This is a genomic window from Microbacterium pasadenense (assembly GCF_047246565.1).
Lineage (GTDB): Bacteria > Actinomycetota > Actinomycetes > Actinomycetales > Microbacteriaceae > Microbacterium.
On record NZ_JBFOKN010000001.1, the window covers coordinates 638,379 to 661,857 of the forward strand.

Annotated in this window: 18 protein-coding genes; 14 read left to right on the forward strand and 4 right to left on the reverse strand. The window is 72.0% G+C overall.

Annotated elements, in window-relative coordinates; translation table 11 throughout:
- Window positions 1-40 precede the first annotated feature (40 nt).
- From AB3M83_RS03010 to AB3M83_RS03020, 3 genes are all read left to right on the forward strand, one after another.
- Window positions 41-520: a transporter substrate-binding domain-containing protein gene (locus AB3M83_RS03010; protein WP_412944984.1), complete on the forward strand. Its 480-nt coding sequence runs from the start codon at window positions 41-43 to the stop codon at window positions 518-520.
- Window positions 517-1,503, forward strand: coding sequence for a cation diffusion facilitator family transporter (locus AB3M83_RS03015; RefSeq protein WP_412944986.1), 987 nt, complete (start codon window positions 517-519; stop codon window positions 1,501-1,503). Before AB3M83_RS03010 ends, AB3M83_RS03015 begins: the two co-directional genes overlap by 4 nt.
- A 152-nt stretch (window positions 1,504-1,655) precedes the next feature.
- Window positions 1,656-2,762, forward strand: a complete 1,107-nt coding sequence (locus tag AB3M83_RS03020) for a fatty acid desaturase family protein (protein WP_412945964.1) — start codon at window positions 1,656-1,658, stop codon at window positions 2,760-2,762.
- On the opposite strand, the gene AB3M83_RS03025 is transcribed toward AB3M83_RS03020, so the two are convergent.
- Window positions 2,747-3,355, reverse strand: a complete 609-nt coding sequence (locus tag AB3M83_RS03025) for a nitroreductase family protein (protein WP_412944988.1) — start codon at window positions 3,353-3,355, stop codon at window positions 2,747-2,749. The genes AB3M83_RS03020 and AB3M83_RS03025 overlap by 16 nt on opposite strands.
- A gap of 80 nt (window positions 3,356-3,435) precedes the next feature.
- Here AB3M83_RS03025 and AB3M83_RS03030 point away from each other — a divergent pair, with 80 nt between their 5' ends.
- Window positions 3,436-3,840: a cupin domain-containing protein gene (locus tag AB3M83_RS03030; RefSeq protein ID WP_412944990.1), complete on the forward strand. Its 405-nt coding sequence runs from the start codon at window positions 3,436-3,438 to the stop codon at window positions 3,838-3,840.
- Between the two features lie 26 nt (window positions 3,841-3,866).
- Here the strand turns inward: AB3M83_RS03030 and AB3M83_RS03035 are convergent, their stop codons facing one another.
- Entirely contained in the window at window positions 3,867-5,183 is a 1,317-nt protein-coding gene (locus tag AB3M83_RS03035; RefSeq protein WP_412944992.1) for an MFS transporter, read from the reverse strand.
- 173 nt (window positions 5,184-5,356) lie between these two features.
- Between AB3M83_RS03035 and AB3M83_RS03040 the strand changes: the two genes are divergently transcribed.
- From AB3M83_RS03040 to AB3M83_RS03065, 6 genes are read left to right on the forward strand one after another with little or no spacing between them, the layout of a single operon-like run.
- Entirely contained in the window at window positions 5,357-6,928 is a 1,572-nt protein-coding gene (locus AB3M83_RS03040; RefSeq protein ID WP_412944993.1) for a carboxyl transferase domain-containing protein, read from the forward strand.
- A gap of 4 nt (window positions 6,929-6,932) precedes the next feature.
- A complete protein-coding gene (locus AB3M83_RS03045; RefSeq protein WP_412944995.1) occupies window positions 6,933-8,930 on the forward strand; it encodes an ATP-binding protein in 1,998 nt (665 codons plus the stop codon).
- Window positions 8,927-9,460, forward strand: coding sequence for a MaoC family dehydratase (locus AB3M83_RS03050; RefSeq protein WP_412944997.1), 534 nt, complete (start codon window positions 8,927-8,929; stop codon window positions 9,458-9,460). The genes AB3M83_RS03045 and AB3M83_RS03050 overlap by 4 nt, the downstream gene beginning before the upstream one ends.
- Window positions 9,457-10,266, forward strand: coding sequence for an HpcH/HpaI aldolase/citrate lyase family protein (locus AB3M83_RS03055; protein WP_412944999.1), 810 nt, complete (start codon window positions 9,457-9,459; stop codon window positions 10,264-10,266). The genes AB3M83_RS03050 and AB3M83_RS03055 overlap by 4 nt, the downstream gene beginning before the upstream one ends.
- On the forward strand, window positions 10,263-10,838 hold the full coding sequence (locus AB3M83_RS03060; protein WP_412945000.1) for a TetR/AcrR family transcriptional regulator: 576 nt from the start codon (window positions 10,263-10,265) through the stop codon (window positions 10,836-10,838). Before AB3M83_RS03055 ends, AB3M83_RS03060 begins: the two co-directional genes overlap by 4 nt.
- A 27-nt stretch (window positions 10,839-10,865) precedes the next feature.
- Window positions 10,866-11,561: an SDR family oxidoreductase gene (locus AB3M83_RS03065; protein WP_412945002.1), complete on the forward strand. Its 696-nt coding sequence runs from the start codon at window positions 10,866-10,868 to the stop codon at window positions 11,559-11,561.
- A 47-nt stretch (window positions 11,562-11,608) separates the two neighbouring features.
- On the opposite strand, the gene AB3M83_RS03070 is transcribed toward AB3M83_RS03065, so the two are convergent.
- Window positions 11,609-12,781 (reverse strand): ROK family transcriptional regulator, encoded by a 1,173-nt coding sequence (locus AB3M83_RS03070; protein ID WP_412945004.1) that lies wholly within the window; start codon window positions 12,779-12,781, stop codon window positions 11,609-11,611.
- A gap of 131 nt (window positions 12,782-12,912) precedes the next feature.
- Between AB3M83_RS03070 and AB3M83_RS03075 the strand changes: the two genes are divergently transcribed.
- The 4 genes from AB3M83_RS03075 to AB3M83_RS03090 are packed head-to-tail and all read left to right on the forward strand — an operon-like array spanning window position 12,913 to window position 18,426.
- Complete coding sequence (locus AB3M83_RS03075) at window positions 12,913-14,214, forward strand: ABC transporter substrate-binding protein (RefSeq protein ID WP_412945006.1); 1,302 nt, start codon at window positions 12,913-12,915, stop codon at window positions 14,212-14,214.
- 6 nt (window positions 14,215-14,220) lie between these two features.
- Complete coding sequence (locus AB3M83_RS03080; protein WP_412945008.1) at window positions 14,221-15,216, forward strand: carbohydrate ABC transporter permease; 996 nt, start codon at window positions 14,221-14,223, stop codon at window positions 15,214-15,216.
- A gap of 1 nt (window position 15,217) precedes the next feature.
- Entirely contained in the window at window positions 15,218-16,108 is an 891-nt protein-coding gene (locus AB3M83_RS03085) for a carbohydrate ABC transporter permease (RefSeq protein ID WP_412945011.1), read from the forward strand.
- On the forward strand, window positions 16,105-18,426 hold the full coding sequence (locus AB3M83_RS03090) for a beta-xylosidase/alpha-l-arabinosidase (RefSeq protein WP_412945013.1): 2,322 nt from the start codon (window positions 16,105-16,107) through the stop codon (window positions 18,424-18,426). The genes AB3M83_RS03085 and AB3M83_RS03090 overlap by 4 nt, the downstream gene beginning before the upstream one ends.
- Window positions 18,427-19,100: 674 nt before the next feature.
- Here AB3M83_RS03090 and AB3M83_RS03095 read toward each other — a convergent pair.
- On the reverse strand, window positions 19,101-23,423 hold the full coding sequence (locus AB3M83_RS03095) for an endo-1,4-beta-xylanase (RefSeq protein ID WP_412945015.1): 4,323 nt from the start codon (window positions 23,421-23,423) through the stop codon (window positions 19,101-19,103).
- Window positions 23,424-23,479: the final 56 nt, after the last annotated feature.

The window sequence follows — 23,479 nt, forward strand, 5'->3', positions numbered from 1 at the left end:
CGCCGCGGACTGAGTACGGTGGCGCTCAGGAGGCAGCACCATGTTCCGAGTCCTGCGGGCGGCGCCGGCCGCGGCATCCGTTCTCACGATCCTCGCCCTCGGTGGATGCGCGACGGTCCCCGCCGACGTCGACGGCACCACCGACCGCATCTCGGGGGGAGTGCTGCGCGTCGGCATCACCGCCAATCCGCCGTGGACGGATCTGTCCGGGGCCGAGCCGACAGGCACCGAGGTCGAGCTGATCGAGGGCTTCGCCCGTGAGCAGGACGCGGAGATCGAGTGGACCGAGGGATCCGAGTCCGTGCTCGCCGACGCGCTGCACGAGGGCGCCCTCGACGTCGCCGTGGGCGGCTTCACCGATGACACCCCGTTCATGGACAAGGCGGCCCTGACCGACGTCTACACCGAGACCCGCGCCCCGGCCGGCACCGAGAAGCACGTCATGCTCGCGCGCGCGGGAGAGAACCGGCTGCTCGTGACGCTCGAGGAGTACCTGCGCGCGAACGGGGCGCGATCGTGACGCGACGTCCCGACCTCCTGGCCGACACCCTCCCCCCGGCCGAGCACGCGTCGCTGCGGCGGGCGATCCGCTTCGAGTGGGCGACCATCGCGTCCCTCGCGGTCGCCATCCCCCTCGTCGGCATCGTCACCGGCAACTCGCAGGCGATGCGGGCGGCGTGGATCGAGGACATGCTGTCGCTCGCGCCGCCGTTCGCGTTCCTGCTGGCCATCCGCATGATGCGCCGTCCCGCCACCCCGACCTACCCGTACGGCTACTTCCGCTCCGTCGGGGTGGCCCACCTCGTCGCGGGCGTTGCCCTCTTCGTCATGGGTGCGTTCCTCCTGGTCGACTCGACGCTCACGCTCGTGCGGGGCGAGCGACCGCCGATCGGATCGGTGGAGCTGTTCGGCCGGACGATCTGGGTCGGCTGGCTCATGATGGCCGTGATGGCGCTGACCATCCCGCTCCCCATCTACTTCGGTCGCGTGAAGATGCGGTTGGCCCGCGACCTCCACAACAAGGTGCTCTACGCGGATGCCGACATGAACAAGGCCGACTGGATGACGGCCGTCGGCTCCATCGTGGGTGTCGGCGGCATCGGGCTGGGGATCTGGTGGGCGGATGCCGCGGCCGCGATCTTCATCTCGGGCAGCATCCTCTGGGACGGCGTGAAGAACACGCGCGGCGCCGTCACCGACCTGATGGACACGCGCGCGACGACGTTCGACGACCAGCACCATCACCCCGACAGCGACAAGGTGCACGACTACCTGCGCTCGCTGCCGTGGGTCGCCGAGGTCCGCACCCGCACCCGCGACCAGGGTCAGTTCCTCCACCTGGAGGCGTTCGTCCTGCCCAAGCGGGGGCGGATGCCGAAGCTCGAGCAGCTCACGAGCGCGCAGGAAGAGTGCCGCGCCCTGGATTGGAAGCTCCACGACGTCGTGATCGTGCCGGTCGCGGTGTTCCCGGAGAACGCCGCGGCGCGCTCGGGCGAGGAGTGAGGCGCCGCGGGGATCGGCTGGCAACCTCATCCGCGTTACCTGTACATGCCGCTCCCGTGATAGATGCACCCGTAGTGTGACCCCTATAGCGATCGGCATCCGCCGTTGGCTTTACCGGCCACAGCGGTCTCGATCCCGAAGCAGGTGCCCTCATCGCCACATCCGCCGTCGAATCCCGGCTCGGTCCGGTCCGTCAGACCTACTCCGGCGCCAAGGACTTCCCGCCCGTGGCCCGCGCGTTCACGGATGTCGCGAGCGTCGTCCGCGAGACGGGGCTGCTGCGCCGGACCCCCTGGTTCTATGCCTTCGTCGGAACGCTCATCGCGGTCGCCATGGGCGGCGCGGTGACCGGCTTCATCCTCCTGGGCGACAGCTGGTTCCAGCTGCTCATCGCCGGTGCGATGGGCATCCTCATGACGCAGGTCGCGTTCCTCGCCCATGAGGCGGCGCACCGTCAGATCCTCACGTCCGGACCCGCGAACGACCGCCTCGCCCGCGTCCTCGCCAACGGCGTCGTCGGCCTCAGCTACTCGTGGTGGACCGGCAAGCACACGCGCCACCACGCGAATCCCAACCGTGTCGGCAAGGACCCCGACATCGAGGTCGACACCATCTCGTTCCTCGACGAGGACGCCGCGAAATCGCGCGGCATCGTCCGCCTCATCACGCGCAAGCAGGGCTGGCTGTTCTTCCCGCTGCTGACGTTTGAGGGACTCAACCTGCACGCGCACGCGTTCCGGCACCTCCTCGGCCGCGGCAAGGTCGATCACCGCTTCACCGAGCTGGGCCTCATCGTGCTCCGCTTCGCGGTGTTCGTGGCTCCCGTCTTCGTCTTCCTCCCCGTCGGCATGGCGTTCGCCTTCGTCGGCGTGCAGCTCGCCGTGTTCGGCGTCTACATGGGCGCCTCGTTCGCGCCGAACCACAAGGGGATGCCGGTCATCGCGCCCGACGCGAAGCTCGACTTCTTCAGCAAGCAGGTCCGCACCTCGCGCAACGTGCGCGGCGGATGGTGGGCCACCTGGCTGATGGGCGGACTCAACTACCAGGTCGAGCACCACCTGTTCCCGAACATGCCGCGCCCGTACCTCGCGAAGGCGCGCGAGATCGTCATGGAGCAGTGCCGCACGCTTCAGGTGCCGTACACCGAGACGTCGCTGCTGCGCTCCTACGCGATCGTGATCGACTACCTGAACCGGGTGGGACTGGCCGCACGCGACCCGTTCGACTGCCCGATGGTGTCGACCTACCGCCGAGCCTGATCCTCTCCGCCGGCCGGCTCCGCGGGGAGTCGGCCGAGGAACGGTCCCGGGTCGAGTGCGGGCCGAGGCGACTCGTCGAGTCGCTGCCGCAGCTGCGCGTCGATGCTGCCGACATACAGCCACCCCATGAGGAGCTCGGAGTCGGCGAGGCCGTGCAGCGACCGCACCTCGGGCGAGTTCACCATCAGGCCGGTCCGCCACATGACGCCCCAGCCGGCGCGCCAGAGCGCCAGCTCGAGCAGGTGGCCGGCGCCCGCGGCCGTCGCGTGCTGCTCCCAGACCGGGGCGCTCGGGTGCTCTCGGGGGCTCGCGATGATCGCGATGAGCAGGTCCGCCCGGAACGGCTTCGTGTTGATCTCGCCGGGGCCCCGTTCGACTCCCGCCGCAGCGTCGAGCGCGGCGCCCAGCCGCGCCCGGTCGTCGCCGCGGAGCGTCAGCAGCCGCCACGGGCGCAGCGCCTTGTGATCGGCGACCGGGGTGACCGCCGCCAGCAGCTCGCGCAGCTCCTCATCGGTCGGCGCCCCCGGCGCGACCTTCGCGAGGGAGCGCCGCGTCGCCATCGCCTGGAGGACCGGGTCGGAGAGGAAAGGCATGATGCCATTGTGCCCCGCCGTCAGGTGAGTGCAGGCTTCCCTCTCTGGAAGCCGTCCGCAACCCGGCCTACAGTCGAAGCGTGACTGACTCTCCCGACACCGGCGCCCGCCCGTACACCGTCGACATCGAGAAGGCGACGCTCGGCAACGACACCTTCCGAACCGCCCTGTGGACCGGGGAGCACCTCCAGCTGACGGTGATGTCGATCCCGGTCGGCGGCGACGTGGGGCTCGAGGTGCACGCCGGGACCGACCAGTTCCTGCGCCTGGAGCAGGGCCGCGGTCGCGTGCAGATGGGTCCCGCCGAGGACGACCTGCCCTTCGACGAGGAGGTCGGCCCGGACTGGGCGGTCATCGTCCCGTCCGGCACCTGGCACAACATCACCAACATCGGCGACGAGCCGATGCGGCTCTACTCGGTCTACGGGCCCGCCCATCACCCCCGCGGCACCGTCCACCGCACCCAGGCGGACGACGAGGACTGATCCCGTCGGCCTCGCCGGCGCGTGGGTCAGCGCCGGGACACCTCGGGCAGCCCCCGCGAGGCCATGACGCCGACCACGCCCATCGCGGCGAGGAACAGCAGCGCCCATGACGCGCCGGCCAGTGCGATCAGAGCGCTGATGCCGCCGACGATCAGCAGGATGATCCCCATCGCGGTGTTCGAGACCGCCACGTAGGTGGTGCGGGTGTCACCCTCCGCCATGTCCACCACGTAGGTCTTCCGGCCGACGCGCACCCCGGTGTGGATGAGGGTGAGCAGGAAGTACCCGGCGATGAAGACGAGGTTCCCGGCCCAGCCGTCGCCCGAGAATCCGGGCAGCGCGACGATGGCCACGAGCGCGACGATGACCGCCGACGCCGCTGCCGCTCCGTAGGACATGACGTTCCGGCTGGACCGGTCCGCCCAGCGTCCGAACACCCGCCCGCCGACGAGGGCGGCGAGCCCTGAAGCGAGGACGAAGCCGCCCAGCCCGGCGAGGCCGTTCGATCCCGCCGCGACGGCGAGGCTCACGACGAAGGGCGGCGCGAGAGCGGAGACGAGGAGCAGGCTGCGCACCGTGACGAAACGCCGGAGATCCCGGTCGTGCTGCAGCAGGTCGCGCGTCTGCGCCCACCAGCCCGGTCGGTCGGAGCCCTCGCTCCGCGCCTCGGACGAGGGTTCGCGCACGCCGAGCGACACGAAGGCCGATGCGACCCAGAGCACGGCGCCGGCGGCGAGCAGCCAGGCGAGCTTCGTCGCCGACAGGTCGTCGCCGCCCCACACCCGGATGGCGAGGCCGAGGGTGATCGCCACGACGCCCGCAGCCGTCGTGGCCAGGCCGTTGATCTGGCCGCGCTCGCCCTTCGGGACGGTCCGGCCCTGCACGTCCTTCGAGGCGATCGAGCAGAGGCAGCGGCCCAGTGCGAAGACGGCGAGCGCGACGAGGATCACGAGTCCCGCGGGGAGGCCCTCGCCCAGGGCGGCCGTCAGCGCCATGGCGGCGACGGCGAGCGCCTGGACCCCGGCGCCGGCGGCGAACACGCGGGCGCGGCGGCGGACCCGGACGATCAGCGGTGTGAGGAACGCCTGCGGCAGCATCGACAGCGACTCGCGGATCGGCACCAGCAGGCCGATGAGCGCCGCGGGCGCTCCGAGGGCGGTCAGCAGCCACGGGAGGACGGTCGAGGCGTTCACGGTCTGGTCGCCGGTGGACTGCAGCGCCTGCGCCCCGACCAGCCGCAGCCCGTTGCGCGGAACGTCCGCCCGGACATCGTCGGGCAGCTCCGACTCGGCGTCCGCGTTGCGTCGCAGCAGAGCGGAGTAGACCTTGTCGGTGCGGGACACGGGACGACCCTAGGCCGCCCTGCGGCGCTGTTCCAGCCAGTGTCGCCTTACCCCGCGGCATCCGTCGCCGACCGCGCACGGCGCTCTTCCCTCATGGCGGGGGCGGTGTTATCGTGCTCCCAGTTACTGTCCGGTAACCGGAATCTCGAGCCCGACCGGAGGTGCCGTCGCCGATGACCGCACTCGCACCCCCACCGCGCTACGCCGACCTCGTCGCCCGGCTGCATGAGGCCCGCGCAGACGCCGCGCGGGGCGGTCCCGATGCCGCCCGCGAACGCCACGTCGCCCGCGGGAAGCTCCTCCCGAGAGACCGCATCGACGCGCTGCTCGACACCGGCAGCCCCTTCCTCGAGGTCGGTGCGCTCGCCGGACACGACATGTACGACGGCGCCTGCCCCGCCGGCGGTGTCGTCGCCGGCATCGGCCTCATCGAGGGGAGACACGTCATGGTCGTCGCGAACGACGCGACGGTCAAGGGCGGCACCTACTACCCGATCACCGTCAAGAAGCACCTCCGTGCCCAGGAGATCGCCGCCGAGAACCGGCTGCCATGCGTCTACCTGGTCGACTCCGGCGGGGCGTTCCTGCCGCTGCAGGACGAGGTGTTCCCCGACCGCGACCACTTCGGACGCATCTTCTACAACCAGGCGCGCATGTCCCGCGACGGCATCCCGCAGATCGCGGCCGTCCTCGGCTCGAGCACGGCCGGCGGCGCGTACGTCCCGGCGATGAGCGACGAGACCGTGATCGTCCGCGGGCAGGGGACGATCTTCCTCGGCGGCCCGCCGCTCGTGAAGGCGGCGACCGGCGAGGTCGTCTCGGCGGAGGAACTCGGCGGCGGCGAGCTGCACACCCGTGTCTCGGGCGTCACCGACCACCTCGCCGAGAACGACGCGCACGCCCTGCAGATCGTGCGCGACATCGTCGCGACCCTGCCTCCCGCCCCGCCGCTGGGGGAGGAGCGCCGGCCCACGCGGCCGACGGCCCGGCCGACCGCCGAACTCATCGACGTCGTGCCCGTCGAGCTGACCACCCCGTACGACGCGCGCGAGATCGTCGACCGCCTCATCGATGCCGACACCTGGCACGAGTTCAAGCGCGAGTTCGGCGACACCCTCGTGACCGGATTCGCCCGGCTGCACGGGCACCGCGTCGGCATCATCGCGAACAACGGCGTCCTCTTCGGCGAATCCGCCCTGAAGGGCGCCCACTTCATCGAGCTGTGCGACCAGCGCGGCATCCCGCTGCTGTTCCTGCAGAACATCACCGGCTTCATGGTGGGGCGCGAGTACGAGTCCGGCGGCATCGCCAAGCACGGCGCGAAGATGGTCAATGCCGTCGCGTGCGCCTCCGTGCCGAAGCTCACCGTCGTCGTTGGCGGCTCGTTCGGCGCCGGCACCTACTCGATGTGCGGGCGCGCCTACTCGCCGAGGTTCCTCTGGCTGTGGCCCGGCGCCCGCGTGTCGGTGATGGGCGGACCGCAGGCGGCATCCGTCCTCTCGACCGTGCGCCGCGACCAGATCGCGGCGGCCGGCGGCGAGTGGTCGGCAGCGGACGAGGCCACGTTCCAGGCGCCGATCCGCGAGCAGTACGAGCAGCAGGGCAGTCCGTACTACTCGACCGCGCGGCTCTGGGACGACGGCATCCTCGACCCCGCCGAGACGCGCGACGTCCTCGGCCTGGCGCTCGACGTCTGCCTCCGCGGCACCCCCGATGCGCCGGGCTACGGCGTCTTCCGGATGTGACCCGATGACGTCCCCGACCGTGTTCACCACCGTCCTCATCGCCAACCGGGGCGAGATCGCATGCCGCATCATCAGGACCCTGCGAGCGCTCGGCATCCGCTCGGTCGCCGTGTACAGCGACGCGGATGCCGGCGCCCGCCATGTCGCGCTCGCCGACGCCGCCGTGCGCCTCGGGCCGGCGCCCGCCGCGCAGAGCTACCTCGACATCGACGCCGTCATCGCCGCGGCCCGGGCGACCGGGGCCGAGGCGATCCACCCGGGGTACGGCTTCCTCGCCGAGAACACCGCCTTCGCCCGCGCCTGCGAGGCCGCCGGTCTCGTCTTCATCGGACCCTCCGCCGACGCCATCGCCGCCATGGGCGACAAGATCACCGCGAAGCTCGCCGTGAGCGCGCGCGGGGTGCCGACGGTCCCCGGCGTGGCCCGCGCCGGGATGACCGACGACGACCTGATCACCGCGGCGGCCAAGGTCGGCTACCCGCTGCTGATCAAGCCGTCCGCCGGCGGCGGCGGCAAGGGGATGCACGTCGTGACGGACGCCCGGGACCTCCCCGCCGCCCTGGCTGCCGCCCGCCGCGAGGCGGCGGCGAGCTTCGGCGACGACACGCTGTTCCTCGAGCGCTACCTGCAGAACCCGCGGCACATCGAGGTGCAGGTGCTCGCCGATTCCGCGGGGAACGTCATCCATCTGGGGGAACGCGAGTGCTCGCTGCAGCGCCGTCACCAGAAGGTGATCGAAGAGGCGCCCTCGCCGCTGCTGGACGCCGCGACGCGCGCCCGCATCGGCGAGGCGGCGTGCGAGACGGCGCGCAGCGTCGACTACCGGGGCGCCGGCACGGTCGAGTTCATCGTCGCCGGCGACCGCCCCGACGAGTTCTTCTTCATGGAGATGAACACGCGGCTGCAGGTGGAGCATCCCGTCACCGAGGAGGTCACCGGGGTCGACCTCGTCGCCGAGCAGCTGCGGATCGCCGCCGGCGAGCCGCTGTCGCTCGCGCAGGAGGACGTGCGACTCGTCGGTCACAGCATCGAGGCGCGGGTGTACGCCGAGGACCCTCGCGCCGGCTTCCTGCCCACCGGCGGCACGGTTCTCCGGGTGCAGCACCCGGAGGGTCCCGGCATCCGCGTCGACACCGCACTCGCCGACGGGCTCGACGTGTCGGTCGACTACGACCCGATGCTGGCGAAGATCATCGCGACGGGACCCGACCGTGATGCCGCTCGGCGCCGTCTGGTCGCCGCGCTCGGGGACACCGCGGTGCTCGGATTCGAGACGAACGTCGCCTTCCTGCGGGCGCTGCTCGAGGTGCCCGCCGTCGTGCGGGGCGACCTCGACACGGGTCTCATCGCGCGTGAGCTCGACGCCCTCACGGCGGCCGGCGAGGACGACGACGACGGTGCCGCGGTCCTCGCGGCGCTCCTGCTCGACGCCGACCTCGACCGGGGCGACGACCCGTGGCGCCGGCGGGACGGCTGGCGGATGGGGCCGGCCGCCCCGCGGCGCTACGACCTCGAGTCGCGCGGCGTCGTCCGCCGCGTGGAGCTGACCGGCCGCCGCGGAGAGCTCCGCGTGGTCACCGATACGGGATCGCACGCCGCGGCGGTCCTCCCGGCGGGAGAGGGGCGCACCGCGATCCGGGTCGGCGACCAGACCGTGCCGGTCGTGGCGGCCGTCGACGGCGACCGCGTCCTGCTGGCACGGGCCGGTGCGACGCACGAGATCCGCCGTGCCCGCGTCGACCACGGCACCGGCGCGACCGCGCAGGTCGCCCCCGAGCTGGTCTCGCCGATGCCCGGCGTCGTGATCCTCGCCCCCGCCGCCGACGGCGCCCTCGTCGCCGTCGGCGATCCCGTCGTCGTCGTCGAGGCGATGAAGATGGAGCACGTCGTGCGCGCCGAGGTCGCCGGCACCGTCTCGCTCCGCGTCCGGCAGGGCGATAGCGTGACGCGAGGGCAGACGCTGGCCGTCATCGTCCCGGCATCCGAGGAGGGCTCCGCATGACCGATCCGACCGCCGACGCCCCTCCCGCCGCGGGCGCGGGGAGGCGCATCGTGCAGCGGGGCCTCTACTTCGACGAGCTCGAGGAGGGTGCCGTCTACGTCCACAGCCCCGGCCGCACCGTCACCGAGGCGGACAACGTCCTGTTCACGACGCTGACGATGAACTCCCAGTCGCTGCACCTGGACGCGGCGTGGGCGGAGGAGACGGAATTCGGCGACCGGCTCGTGAACAGCATGTTCACCCTCTCGACCCTCGTCGGGCTGTCGGTCGGCCAGCTCACGCAGGGGACGATCATCGCGAACCTCGGCTTCCGCGACGTCGCCTTCCCGGCGCCGGTGCGTCACGGCGACACCCTCTACGCCGAGACGCTGATCGCCGCGAAGCGGGTGTCGCAGTCGCGTCCGAGGCAGGGCATCGTCGACTTCGCGCACACGATGCGCAATCAGCACGGCACGGTGGTCGCCACCGCACGCCGATCGACCCTCATGCGGATGTCGCCCGAGCCGCCGGCCGCGGAGGCGGGGCCGTGATCGCCGGCCCCGCGCTGCTGTTCTGCCCCGCCGACCGTCCCGACCGGTACGACAAGGCCGCGGCGGCAGCCGACACCGTCATCCTCGACCTGGAGGATGCCGTCGCCTCCGCCGACAAGGCGGGCGCACGTCGCTCCCTCGTCACGGCGCGGTTGGACCCCGCGCGGACGATCGTCCGGGTGAACCCGGTCACGTCGCCGGAGCTCGCGCTCGACCTCGCCGCCCTCCGCGACACCCCGTTCCGCACCGTCATGATCGCGAAGGCCGAGGACCCGGAGGCGCTCGCGGCGCTCGCCGGCCACCGTGTCGTCGCGCTGTGCGAGACGCCGCTCGGGGTCGAGCGGGCGGGCGCGCTGGCGCGGCATCCGTCGGTCGACGCGCTCATGTGGGGTGCCGAGGACCTCGTCGCGGGGATCGGCGGCCGATCGAGCCGCACCGCCGACGGCGGCTACCGCGACGTCGCCCGGTATGCGCGCGCCCGCGTGCTGATCGCGGCTGCGGCAGCGGGCAAGGACGCCATCGACGCGGTCCACCTCGACATCGCCGATGTCGACGGCCTCACCGACGAGGCGACCGACGCCGCGGCATCCGGCTTCACCGCGACGGCCTGCATCCATCCGTCCCAGGTCGGCGTCATCCGCCGGGCCTACGCGCCGAGCGCCGACGACGTCGAGCTCGCCGAGGCGGTGCTGGCGGCCGCCGGATCGGAGCCGGGCGTCTTCCGGTTCCGGGGACGGATGGTCGACGAGCCGGTGCTGCGCCAGGCGCGACGGACGCTCGCAGCCGTCGCAGCGAGTCGGCCATGACCACGTGGCGGGCGACCCAGAAGGCGAACCGCCGCGCCGAGCTGATGGCATCCGCGGCACGGCTGTTCGCCGAACGCGGCTTCGCCGCCGTGTCGACCGCCGACCTGGGCGACGCCGTCGGGATGAGCGGGCCCGCGCTGTACCGGCACTTCGCCAGCAAGGAGGCGCTGCTGTGCGCCGTGCTGGTCGACGCCAGCGAGCGCCTCCTCGACGGCGGACGCGCCATCGCCGGGACCGTCGCGGAGCCCCGCGCGGCGATCGAGGCGCTCATCGCCTTCCACCTCGACTTCGCGACCACCGACGCCGACGTCATCCGCGTGCAGGACCACGAACTCACCCGGCTGCCCGCCGACGTCAACCAGCGGGTGCGCAGCCTGCAGCGCGCCTACGTGCAGGAGTGGGACGGCCGCTTCGCGCTGCTGCGTCCCGATCTGGACGACGCCGAGCGCCAGACCAGGCTGCTCGCCGCGTTCGGCCTGCTGAACTCGACGCCGCACTCCGCCGCGCCGACCGGGGACCGTGCCGGCGGCATCCTCGCGGGGATGGCGCAGCGCGCCCTGCTCGAGTCCTGACGGCGACGCGGATGCGAGGATGAGGGGATGCCGCAGACTCTCGTCCTCACCGGTGCCGGATCGGGCATCGGACGCCTTCTCGCCGACCGGCTCGCCGCCCGCGGCGACCACCTCGTCCTCGTCGCGCGCGACGAGGACCGTGCGGCCGAGATCGCCTCGCGCCACCCCGGTGCGGCGACCGTCGTCGCCGACCTCGCCCGTCCCGAGACGCTGACCGCGGCGATCGAGGCCGCCCACCTGCCCGAGGGCGTCGACGCCGTCGTCCACGCGGCCGGGGTCGTGCAGCTCGGTCACGTCGCCGACCTCGCCGTCGACGCCTGGACGAGCCAGCTCGCCGTCAACCTCGTGGCCCCGGCGGAGCTGACCCGGCTGCTGCTGCCGCGGCTGCGCGCCGCACGGGGCCAGGTGCTGTTCGTGAACTCGGGCGCGGGCCTCACCGCGCATCCCGAATGGGCCGCCTACGCCGCCTCGAAGCACGGGCTGAAAGCGCTCGCCGACGCCCTCCGCGGCGAGGAGGCCGCTGCGGGCGTCCGGGTCACGACCGTCTATCCCGGCCGCACCGCGACGCCGATGCAGGCGGAGGTCCACGCCCAGGAGGGCCGCGCGTACGACCCGGCGGCGTGGATCGACCCGGCATCCGTCGTCACGGCCATCCTGACGGCCCTGGACCTGCCGCGCGACGCGGTGATCTCCGACCTGTCGGTGCGCCCCGGCCCGCGCTGACCGGCTCCGCCGGGCGCTGATCCGCCCCTGCCGACGATGGCGGCGGGTCAGACGACCGCGGTCGGGTGGGCGAGGATCTCGGCGAACACGGCCTCACCCGCGCCGATGAGCAGACGGTGCTCCGCAAGCCCGGCCGGGAGGATCCGGAGCTCCTCGCCGCAGGGCGGCATGGCCTGCGCCTGGACTTCGGCGACGAGACCGTCGGGGTCGACGCCGGCGAGCACCGAGAGGAAGCCGCCGAGGACGATGGCGGAGGGGTTGAGGACGTTGACGGCATTCGCGAGTGCGGTCGCGAGGATGCGGCGCTGCCGATCGATCTCGCCGGCGACGGACGGCTGCCCCGCCGCCTCGGCCAGCGCGGCCGCCAGCTCGCGGTCGTCGCCGCGGGTCATCCCGAGCACCGACAGCAGCCGGGCTCGGCTCACCTCGTCCTCGAAGACCCCGTCGCGGGCACGACGGTCGGCGAGCGTCGCGATGCCGGGACGGTTCTGACCGAACTCGCCGGCATAGCCGCCGGCGCCGGCCACCGGCATCCCGTTCACGATGATCCCGCCGCCGATGCCGCTCGCGCCGCCGTTGAGGTAGACGACGTGGTCGATGCCGCGTGCGGCGCCGAAGAGGTGCTCGGCCACCGTGCCGAGCGTCGCGTCGTTGCCGACGACCACGGGCAGGCCGGTCGCCTCGGCGACGAGGTCGCGCAACGGGGAATCGACCCAGTGGAGGTGGGGAGCGTCGCGGACCAGACCGTCGTCGCTGCGGACGAGTCCCGGGACGGCGAAGCCGATGCCGAGGATGCGGGCCTCGGCGAGCTCGCCGCCCCGCCAGTGCGAGATCTGCTCCGCGACCAGGCCGGCGACGCCCTCGGGGGTGATCAGATCGTCCTGCGGATGCCGCTCGACGACGCGGACGCCGTGGTCCAGGCCCACCGCCGCGATCTCGACGCCGTCGACCTCGGGGTTCACCGCGATCGCGACCACCCGGGGGTGGACGGCGACCATGGGGGAGGGACGTCCGACGCGGTGCGAGGGATCGGGTGCACGCTCCTCGACGAGGCCGAACCCGACGAGCGTGCTCACGAGGTCTGCGATGGTGGACCGGTTGAGACCGGTCGACTCGGTCAGCGCCGCGCGGGACTGCGGCCCCTCGCGGTGCACGATCCCGAGGATGCCGCCCAGGTTCGCGCGCCGCACGGACTCGATCGTTCGACCCTGCTCGCTCACCTGTTCACCTTAGCGAGCCGCCGTTACCGAAACGGGATTTGTTGCTCTTGACCTCAAAACGCGCCGACCCTAGTCTGAGGACGTCCTGATCACTTTCGACGCTGAGGTCGAAACTTTCGAAGGGTTCATAGATGAACAAGCGAGGTATGGCGAGGATCGCCACGGTCGGCATCGCCGCCCTGGCCGTCGGCGTCCTGGCCGGGTGCACGGCGGACAACGGAGGCAACGGCGGCGACGGCGGTGACGGGGAGAACGTCACGCTGACGTGGTGGCACAACGCCACGTCCGGGCCGCTCCCCGCGGTGTGGGAAGAGGTGGCCCAGGAGTTCGAGGACGCCAACCCCGGCGTGACCGTCGAGCAGACCGGCTACCAGAACGAAGAGCTGCAGCGCACGCTGATCCCGAACGCGCTCGCCGCCGGCGACCCGCCGGACCTCTTCCAGGTCTGGGGCGGTGGCGAGATGCGCGATCAGGTGGCCAACGGCTACCTGATGGACCTCTCCGACGCCATCCCCGAGACGATCGAGGCGGTCGGTTCGACCGCGACGAGCTGGCAGGTCGACGGCGGAACCTACGGCGTTCCGTTCACGTTCGGCATCGAGGGCTTCTGGTACAACACCGACCTGTTCGAGCAGGCCGGAGTCGAGGTCCCGACGACCTTCGACGAGCTCGTCGACGTCGTCGCCGACCTGAAGGCGGCCGACATCACGCCGATCGCGGTCGGCGCCGGCGACAACTGGCCCGCCGCCCACTGGTGGTACCAGTTCGCCCTCAAGTCGTGCTCGCCCGAGACCTTCGAGACGGCGGTCTCGGAGTTCGACTTCAGCGACCCGTGCTGGGTCGAGGCCGGCGAGCAGCTGCAGGACTTCCTCGGCGTCGAGCCCTTCCAGGACGGCTTCCTCGGCACCGTCGCCCAGCAGGGCGCCGGCAGCTCGGCGGGCCTGATCGCCAACGGCGACGCGGCGATGGAGCTCATGGGCCACTGGAACCCCGGTGTGATCGGCGGCCTGACCGCCGACGAGACGGTCCCCGAGTTCCTCAGCTGGTTCCCGGTCCCGGCGATCGAGGGCGGCGCGGGTGACCCGACCGCAGCTCTCGGCGGCGGCGATGGCTTCGGCTGCGCGGCGGACGCCCCGCCGCAGTGCGCGGACCTGCTGGAGTACATCATGAGCGAGGACGTCCAGGAGCGGTTCGCCGCCAGCGGCGCCGGCATCCCGACCGTCGAGGCGGCCCGCGCATCGATCGGGGACCCGAACCTCCAGACGGTCGCGGAGGGCCTGTCGCAGGCATCCTTCGTCGTCCAGTGGCTCGACACCTCCTTCGGCACCACCGTCGGCAGCGCCATGAACGAGGGCATCGTCAACCTGTTCGCAGGCAACGGCACCCCCGAGGACATCGTCAAGCGGATGGAAGACGCCGCGGCGACGCTCTGACCTGACATGACACTCACTGCACCTTCGCCCGGGCCCGCGGTCACCGCGGGCCCGGGCCCTGCCCCCGCCCGGCGCGCCAAGGGCCGTCGCACCCGCATGCGGCTCGAGATCGCGCTGTTCGTCTCGCCCGCCCTCCTCCTCTTCCTGGGCTTCGTCATCCTCCCCGTCGTGCTCGCGGCGGTGTACAGCCTGTACAACCTCCCGCCCGCCTTCCAGTGGAGCCACCTGGCCGACCCGGAGCGGTTCATCGGGATCGACAACTACACCCGCGCCCTGTCGAACCCCGAGTTCCAGACGGCCATCCGCAACACGTTCGTCATCCTGATCGCCTCCCTCGTCGTGCAGGGACCGATCGCGATCGCGGTGGCCCTCATGCTCAACCGCCGCATGCGCGGCCGGAGTGTCTTCCGCCTGCTGATCTTCGTCCCGTACGTGCTGGCCGAGGTCATCGCGGGCCTGTCCTGGAAGCTCATCCTGTCGCCGACGGGCGCCGCCAACTCCTCGCTCGAGGCGGTGGGCCTGGGCGACCTCGCGAAGAACTGGCTGGCCGATCCCGAGATCGCGCTGTTCACGATCTTCCTGATCCTCACCTGGAAGTACATCGGGTTCGCGATCCTCCTGTTCCTCGCCGGTCTGCAGGGCATCCCCGACGAACTCGCCGAGGCGGCCCAGATCGACGGCGCCTCGTGGTGGCAGATCCAGCGGAACATCACGCTCCCGCTGCTCGGACCGACGCTGCGCATCTGGGCCTTCCTGTCGATCATCGGGTCGCTCCAGGTCTTCGACATGGTGTGGGTGACCGTGGCTCCGGCCGTCCGGCGGATCTCGACCGAGACGATGGCGACGTACATGGTCCAGCAGGGACAGTTCGCCGGGCAGCCCGGCTATGGCAGCGCCATCGCCGTCATCCTCTTCGTCATCTCGCTGGTCATCGCCCTCGTCTACCAGCGCTTCGCCCTGCGCCGCGATCTCGCCGGCGCCGTCACGAGAGGGGTGCGCTGAGATGGCGACCACCACCATCGTCACCGGCGGCCCGATCGAGGCCGCCCCCGCCGGACGCCCGAAGTTCGACTGGGGTCAGCCCTTCGTCTACCTCGTCGCCCTCGTCGTCGCCGCCGTCGCGGTGGGCCCCGTGCTCTACGTGTTCATCGGCGGATTCCGCTCGACCGGCGACATCAACGCCAACCCGGCGTCGTTCCCGAGCCCGTGGATCTTCGACAACTGGGCCACCGTCCTCGGTGCGCCCCGCTTCTGGGGCAACGTCTTCGCGTCGAGCGTGCTCGCCCTGTCGACCACGGCGGGCGTGGTCATCGCCGGCATCATGGCGGCGTTCGTCATCGCCCGGTACAACTTCCGCGGTCGGCAGGGTCTCTACTCCCTGTTCGCCGCGGGCCTGATGTTCCCGCTCACGGTGGCGGCGCTGCCGCTCACGCTCCTGCTGCGCACGATCGGCCTGCACGGGACCTACCTCGGCGTCATCATCCCGGGCATCGCGTTCGCGCTGCCGACGACGATCATCATCCTCGTGCCCTTCCTCCGGGCCATCCCGGACGAGCTGGAGGAAGCCGCGATGATCGACGGGGCCAGCCGGATCGCCTTCTTCTGGCGCATCCTGCTGCCGCTCGCGAAGCCGGGGCTCATCACCGTCGGGATCCTCGCCTTCGTCGCGAGCTGGAACGGCTATCTGCTGCCGTTGCTCGTGATCTCGACGGGTACGCTGCCGCAGGAACTGTGGCCGCTTCCGCTGGGTGTCACCCAGTTCTCGACGCAGTACTCACAGAACACGGGCGCGGTGCTCGCATACACCTCGCTCGCCATGATCCCCGCCCTGGTGTTCTTCCTCCTCGCGGAGAAGCGCATCGTCGGCGGCCTGACAGGAGCGGTAAAAGGATGACGCGCGTGGACGAACTCCTCGAGGACATGACCCTCGAGGAGAAGATCGCTCAGCTGTACGGGGTGTGGGTGGGCGCAGACGACTCGGGCGGCGACGTCGCCCCGCACCAGCACGACATGGAGAACGTCGTCGACCTGGACGAACTTCTCCCCTCCGGGCTCGGCCAGCTGACCCGCCCGTTCGGCACCAAGCCGGTCGACGCGGCCGTCGGCGCAGCCTCGCTCGCCCGCACGCAGCAGCGCATCCGCGAGGCGTCGCGCCACGGCATCCCGGCCCTGGCACATGAGGAGTGCCTCGCGGGCTTCGCCGCCTGGGGCGCCACCGCCTACCCCGTGCCGCTGTCGTGGGGCGCGACGTTCGACCCGGCACTCGTCGAGCAGATGGGCCGCCGCATCGGCGAGGACCTCAAGCGCGTCGGCATCCATCAGGGGCTCGCGCCCGTCCTGGACGTCGTCCGCGACGCCCGGTGGGGAAGGGTCGAGGAGACCATCGGCGAAGACCCGCTGCTCGTCGGGACCGTCGCGACGGCGTACGTCCGCGGCGTGGAGTCGGCCGGTGTCGTCGCGACGCTGAAGCACTTCGCCGGGTACTCCGCCTCGAAGGCCGGGCGGAACCTCGCACCGGTGTCGATCGGCCCCCGCGAGCTCGCCGACGTGATCCTGCCCCCGTTCGAGATGGCCGTCCGCGAGAGCGGCGTGCGCAGCGTCATGAACAGCTACTCCGACATCGACGGGGTGCCGTCCGCCGCCGACCGGTCCCTGCTGACCGAGCTGCTGCGCGACACCTGGGGCTTCGAGGGCACCGTGGTCGCGGACTACTTCTCGATCGCCTTCCTGAAGCTGCTGCACGGCGTCGCCGAGGATTGGGCGGATGCCGCAGCGCAGGCCCTCGAGGCCGGGATCGATGTCGAACTGCCGACCGTCAAGACGTTCGGCGAACCGCTCCGGCGTGCCGTCGAGGAGGGCGTCGTCCCGGTGTCCCTCATCGACACCGCCCTGCGTCGCGTGCTCACCCAGAAGGAGCAGCTCGGTCTGCTCGACCCGGACTGGTCCGCGGTGCCGCCCGCTCTGCTCGGCGCCGATCTCTCGGATGCGGAGTCCCTGCGCGGAACGATCGACCTCGACCCCGACGAGAACCGTGCCCTCGCCGCGCGGCTGGCCGAGGAGGCCATCGTGCTCGTGCGGAACGACGGCACCCTGCCGCTGCGGGCTCCGGCGCGCATCGCGGTCGTCGGCCCCAACGCCGACGACCCGTACGCGATGCTCGGCTGCTACTCGTTCCCCACCCACGTCGTCAGCCAGCACCCGGGTGTCGACATCGGCATCCGCATCCCGACGTTCCTCGACGCCGTGCGCGCCGAGTTCCCGGATGCCGTTGTGACGCACGTCCTCGGCACCACCGTCGACGGCGGGGAGCGCGACGGCATCGCCGATGCGGTCCGCGCGGCACAGGATGCGGACGTCGTGATCGTCGCGCTCGGCGACCGAGCCGGCCTGTTCGGCCGCGGCACGAGCGGCGAGGGCTGCGACGCCGAGTCGCTCGCGCTGCCGGGGGCCCAGCAGGACCTCGTCGACGCACTGCTCGACACGGGCGTTCCTACCGTGCTCACGCTGCTCGCCGGCCGGCCCTACGCCCTCGGCCGCGCCGTCACCGAAGCCGCGGGCATCGTCGAGGCGTTCTTCGCCGGCGAGGAGGGCGCGACGGCCATCGCCGGCGTGCTGAGCGGGCGCGTCAACCCGAGCGGTCGCCTGCCCGTCAGCATCCCGGCGACGGCCGGCTCGCAGCCGACGACGTACCTCGCCGTCCCGCTGGCGCGCAAGACGGGGGTGTCGAACATCGACCCGTCGTCCGCGTTCCCGTTCGGCCACGGCCTGTCCTACACCGCCTTCGAGTGGGGCGAGCTGGCGACGGATGCCGCGGAGATGACGACCGACGGGTCGGTCGACGTGTCGCTGTCGGTGACGAACACCGGCGACCGTGACGGTGTCGAGATCGTGCAGCTGTACCTGCACGACCCGGTCGCCCAGACGCCGCGGCCCGTCCAGCGGCTGGTCGGCTATGCGCGCCTCGAGCTGGCGGCGGGCGACAGCGCCGAGGTGCGCTTCACCGTGCCGGCCGACGTGTCCGCGTACACCGGACGCCGAGGCGACCGCGTCGTCGAGGCGGGCGAGCTGGTCCTCGGCGCCGGGCGCTCCAGCGGCGACCTGGCATCGACGGTCTCGATCCAGGTCTCCGGACCGGTGCGCGTCGTCGATCACACGCGCGCACTGTCGGCGATCGCGACGGTCGGCGACCGGTCGGTGGTCAGCGCCGGCTGAGCGTCTCGCCTGAGAGGGCCCGCGTCCGGTCGATTCCGGGCGGCGGGCCCTCTCCGTGTGCCGCAGCGCGGCTGCCGGTGGGGGCTGGCTGGCCGACCGGCATCCGTATCGCCGCGAGCGCGCCGGTTGGTGTCGACTGAGCGGCTGGCGACGCGGCATCCGCATCGCTGCGAGCGCGCCGGTTGGTGTCGAGTGCGCCGGTCGGTGCGGGTGCGTACGCGGCGCTTTCGGCACAAGGCGGCGCTTTCGGCACGAGGCGGGGCAGCGCGTCGCCGGGTGAAGGGGGTGCGGGCGGTGGGGGCGCGGGGTGCGCGCGCTGGCGGATGCCGTCGCTGCGAGCGCGCCGGTTGGTGTCGAGTGCGCCGGTTGGTGCGGGTGCGTAGGCGGCGCTGTCGGCACGAGGCGGCGCACTCGGGCCGAGGCGGGGGCAGTGCGTCGCCGGGTGAGGGGCTGCGGGCGGTGCGGGCGGGGTGCGCTCGCTGGCGGATGCCATCGCTGCGAGCGCGCCGGTTGGTGTCGAGTGCGCCGGTCGGTGCGGGTGCGCGGGCGGCGCTTTCGGCACGAGGCGGCGCGCTCGGCGCGCTGAGCGTCGCACGGAACCGGCCCGGGTCCAGACCCGGGGCCGCACACGGAACGGGCCCCGGGTCGAAACCCGGGGCCCGTCCGCTGTTCGCTCAGGCGAGGCGCCGCTTCCGCGTCACCGCCAGGAGGCCGCCCAGGCTCACCAGGAGCGCCCCGGCGAACGCGATGCCCCAGGGGAGCTCGCCACCGGTCGCTCCGAGCGCCGCTCCAGCCACCACCGCGACGGGGACCCGGATGTCGTCCTCGCCCGCCGTCGTCACGACGAGCGTGTGCGCGCCGAGCTCGAAGCCCGCCGGGATCGCGATGGCGAAGGCGATCTCGCCGTCGGCATCCGCGGCGGGGATCCCCCGGGCGACGATCGGGTCGCTGAACAGGGTCGCTCCGATGCGCTGGCCCGGCTCGAGTCCGCTCACACGGACATCCAGCTCGTCGCCGCGCGCGACGCGGCCCGATCCGACGTCGACCTGCGCCCACGCGTCACCGGCACCGGGCTCACCAGGCCCACCGGGCTCACCCGGCCCACCGGGCTCGCCGGGCTCACCGGGCTCACCCGGCTCACCGGGCTCACCGGGCTCACCCGGCTCACCGGGCTCACCGGGCTCGCCGGGCTCGCCGGCATCCGTCACCAGCTGGGCGACACCCCACCGTCCGGTGTTCTGGTAGCCGGTCCCGGTCGGCTCGGCCCAGGTGTGCACGGCGAACCGCGACCCCGCCCGGCCGTCATTGACCTGGAAGTCGATGCCGTGGAACGTGTCCTCGCCACCCAGCGGCACATCGTTCTGGCCGCCCGACTGCCCGATCAGGGCGATCGCCGCCTCGACGACGTAGCCGTCGGCGGTGAGGGTCGTCGCGCTGCTCAGCACGCGGGCCTGCTGCAGCGCGGCGTCCCCGGTGCCGAAGGACACGTCGTTCTCGGCGGTGATGCGGATCTGCGTGTCGTTCGGTCCGTACGAGCCGTTCTTCGCGTTGCCGAGGTCGAGGAAGATCTCCACCCCGTCGCGGTTCCACGGATCGCTGTTGGAGCCGTCGATCACCGAGTCGGTCACCTCGAACAGGGCGTAGAGGGTGTTGCCGCGCCACACGGTGCGAACGTCCGCCTTCGCTCCGTCGGCGCTTCCCTCGACCCGCGTCTCGGTGCGGGCGCGTGCGGCGCCGGCCCATGCCGCATCCACCTCGCCATCGATGTCGATCGCGGCGCCCTCCGGGATCTCGAGGAACGACAGCGGCTCGAGGTAGGTGAGGCGGCCGGTGGCGCCGTCGGTGTTCCACGCGCCGACCACGTCGCCGTCGGACACGATCCGCAGATCGAACGCCGCCGTCGCGCCGATCTCCGGCGCCGCGTGAGGCAGGTGGATGATCGAGCGGAACTCCCCGTCGACCTCCGCCGTCCGACCCGCGAGCGTCCCGTTCCCGCCGTAGACGAGCTCGTCGTCGCCGTAGGTGAACTCGATGCGCTCCGGCTCGACCTCGCTGCGGACGAGCACCGTGAGGTGATCGTCGTCCCAGCGCGTCTGGAACCCGCCGGTCCCTCCGGTCAGCGTCTCCTCGGGCAGGTTCCGCCACGCGATCGACTCCGTGAAGTCGTCGTCGATCGGGACGTCGCCGCGGAACACGTCTGCCGTCGTGACGAGGGCGGGGATGCCGTCGGCGTCGTCGATGGCGCCGTAGTACGCCGGCTTCGCCGTCAGGTCGCCCGTGAACAGCAGCGGTGCCTGCTCCGATCGCCACGAGCGGGTGTCGGTCAGACCCCAGATCGTGACGGCGAAGAGCTTCTCGGCGGCGGGAGCCGTCGCGTGGTAGCTGCGGAACAGCCGGAACGCGTCCCGGTAGAAGTACCCCTGTCGGATCAGGTTGGGCTCGGTCGCGGGGTTGACGGTCACATCGAGCTCGGTGACCTCCTGGGCGAGACCGAGACCGGCGAACCGGTCCAGTGCGCCCTCGAGGGCCGAGATCGGCGTGTTGACCGAGACGTGGAACTGGTGGCCCACACCGTCGATCGGCACATCGTCATCCAGCAGCCGGTCCACGAGCGCCCGGTACTGGGCGCCCTTGCGGTCCTGCTCCGTGTTGTAGTCGTTGATGAACAGCTTGACCGGACGGTCGGTGCCGGCGGCGGCGTACCGGTCGTTGAACGCCTCGTCGGCGAGCCGGAACGCGAGATCGATGTACTCCTCGCCGAGCACGTCGTACCAGCGGCTCGTGCGCAGCCCGTCCGAGGTCGCCTGGTCGGAGATGACCTCGTTGACGACGTCCCACGCGACGAGCGGGTTGGTCGGCGAGCCGAACGGTCCGTAGTCGTCGGCGATGGAGCTCGCCACGTCGTCGATGTGCGTCTCGAGCCGATCCCGCAGCACCTGCTTGTCGGCGGCGGATGCCGTGAGCTCGCGCCCGCTGTCGTCCTGGAAGAACCACGCCGGCGTCTGCGAGTGCCACAGCAGCACGTGCCCGTACACGCGCAGGTCGTTCGCCTGCGCGTAGTCGAGCAGCGCGGTCGCCTGCGAGTGACGCGCGAACCGTCCCTCGTCGTCGTACCAGGCCTCCACCTTCATGTGGTTCTCGGGCGTGATCTGGTCGAAGTGGTGCTCGAGCAGGTCGGCCGCGGCACCCGACGTCTCGCGCTCGTCGATCGCGACTCCGGCGGGGAAGTCGACGGTGTCCTTGAGGGGGACGAGGCTGAGGTCGACGTCGCTCTCCTCGGGGACCGAGACGGTGATCTGGTCGACGAGGAACGTCGACGTGTTGCCCGAGTTGTAGCGTGCCTCGATGTACAGCTCCGCGGCGGTGTCGTAACCGGGGATGGTGACGTCGCCGTCGATCGTCGTCCACTCGCCCGCCGAGGCGTTCTCGGCCTGGAGCAGGTTCGTGAAGGAGGTCGAGCCGCCGTCGACGGTGCGCATCGACACCGTGAGGCCCTGACCGCGGTCGGCGCCGGGCGCGAAGCGCACCGCGGCCGAGAGCCGGTAGGTCTGCCCCGGGAGGAGGGTGTCTGCGACATCGAGCAGGATGCCGTCGCCCTCATGCGTGCGGTTGGAGACCTCCGCCGCGTACGGCGTGCCGTACGCGCCGCCCTCGACGGCGGCGACGACGGGCGCGGAGGTTCCCGATCCCGCGCGAGCGGTCCAGGCTCCGATGGTGCCGTCGTCGAACGTGCCGTTCACGAGGACCGTGCCGGGCGCCGGAGTGCCCGGATCGCCGGGACCCGGGTCCGGCGCACCGGCTCCGGGTGCACCGGTGGGGAGCGTGAAGTCCCAGCCCGCGGCCAGGCGCTCGTCGACCACCGTGCGGACGGCCTGGAGGGAGGGCTCACGGTCGCCGCCGCCGTCGTGCACGAGGACGACCTCGCCGGGCTTCATCGCGTTGCGCAGGTTCGCCGTGAGGACGGCGGGGTCGGTCTCCTCCCAGTCCGAGATCGTGTTCACGACCGCGAGCGGCTGCATGCCGAGCGACACCGCGACGCCGGGTGTGGCTCCCCAGCTGCCGTTGGGGGCCCGGAAGAAAGGCACCTTCGCGTTCGGGTCGCCCAGCGCCTCGCGGATGATGCGGAGGTTCTCGACGAGGTCGGTGCGGATCCGCTCCGCGGACCACGACCCCATGTCGGCGTACCCGGTCGTGTGGTTGCAGAGGGTGTGTCCCTCCGCGACCATGCGCTTCACCAGCGCTGCACCGCCGTTCGCCTGGATGTTCTGGCCGATGACGCAGAACACGGCCGTGATGTCCTCGTCCCGCAGATAGTCGAGGAGGGCGGCCGTGGTGGCGCCGTTCGGACCGTCGTCGAAGGTGAGGGCGGCGACGTTCCCACTGCCGGTCGCCGTCGCGACGGGCGTGGTCGTCGGGTTCGCCGCGCCGCCGGGGATGACGTCGGGGTCGGGTTCGGGCTCGCCGGCGGCGGGGGCGGTGATGGTCACGTCGTCCACGAGGTAGGTGTATGCGGTCAGGCCGGGGATGTCGTTCGTGCCGAGGTAGAGCTTCGTCGCCTCGGCCGCGGCGGCCGGGCTCGTCCACGTGCCGGCGATGGTCGTCCAGGCATCGGCCGTCACCGACGCGTTGCCGATCCAGGTGTACCCGGGGACGCCGACCCATCGGGCCTGCGTCGCGGGAGTGCCCGGGGCCAGGCGCACCTTCGCGCTGACGGTGTACTGCGTCTCGGGCTCGAGGACGCCGGGTGCCGTCTGGATGCCGACGTAGTCGGCGCTCCGGGCGCCCACGACGAGGGCGCCGTCGGCGAACGTGAGCGTGTCCGCGCCGCCGCCGCTCTGGACGAGGGCGGCGCCGAGCGTGCCGTCGTCGAAGGACGCGGAGACGAGCGGCGGTGGCGGATCCTCCGCGGCGGCTGCGGCGGGTATCAGCGGCGCAGCGATCAGGGCGGCCGCAGCGAGGACGGCGGAGACGGCGAGACGGCGAGGACGGCTGTTCACAAAGCGCTCCTTTGCGCGAAGTATTTGTCGGCGTCGCAAACTTATGCAGCCTCGGA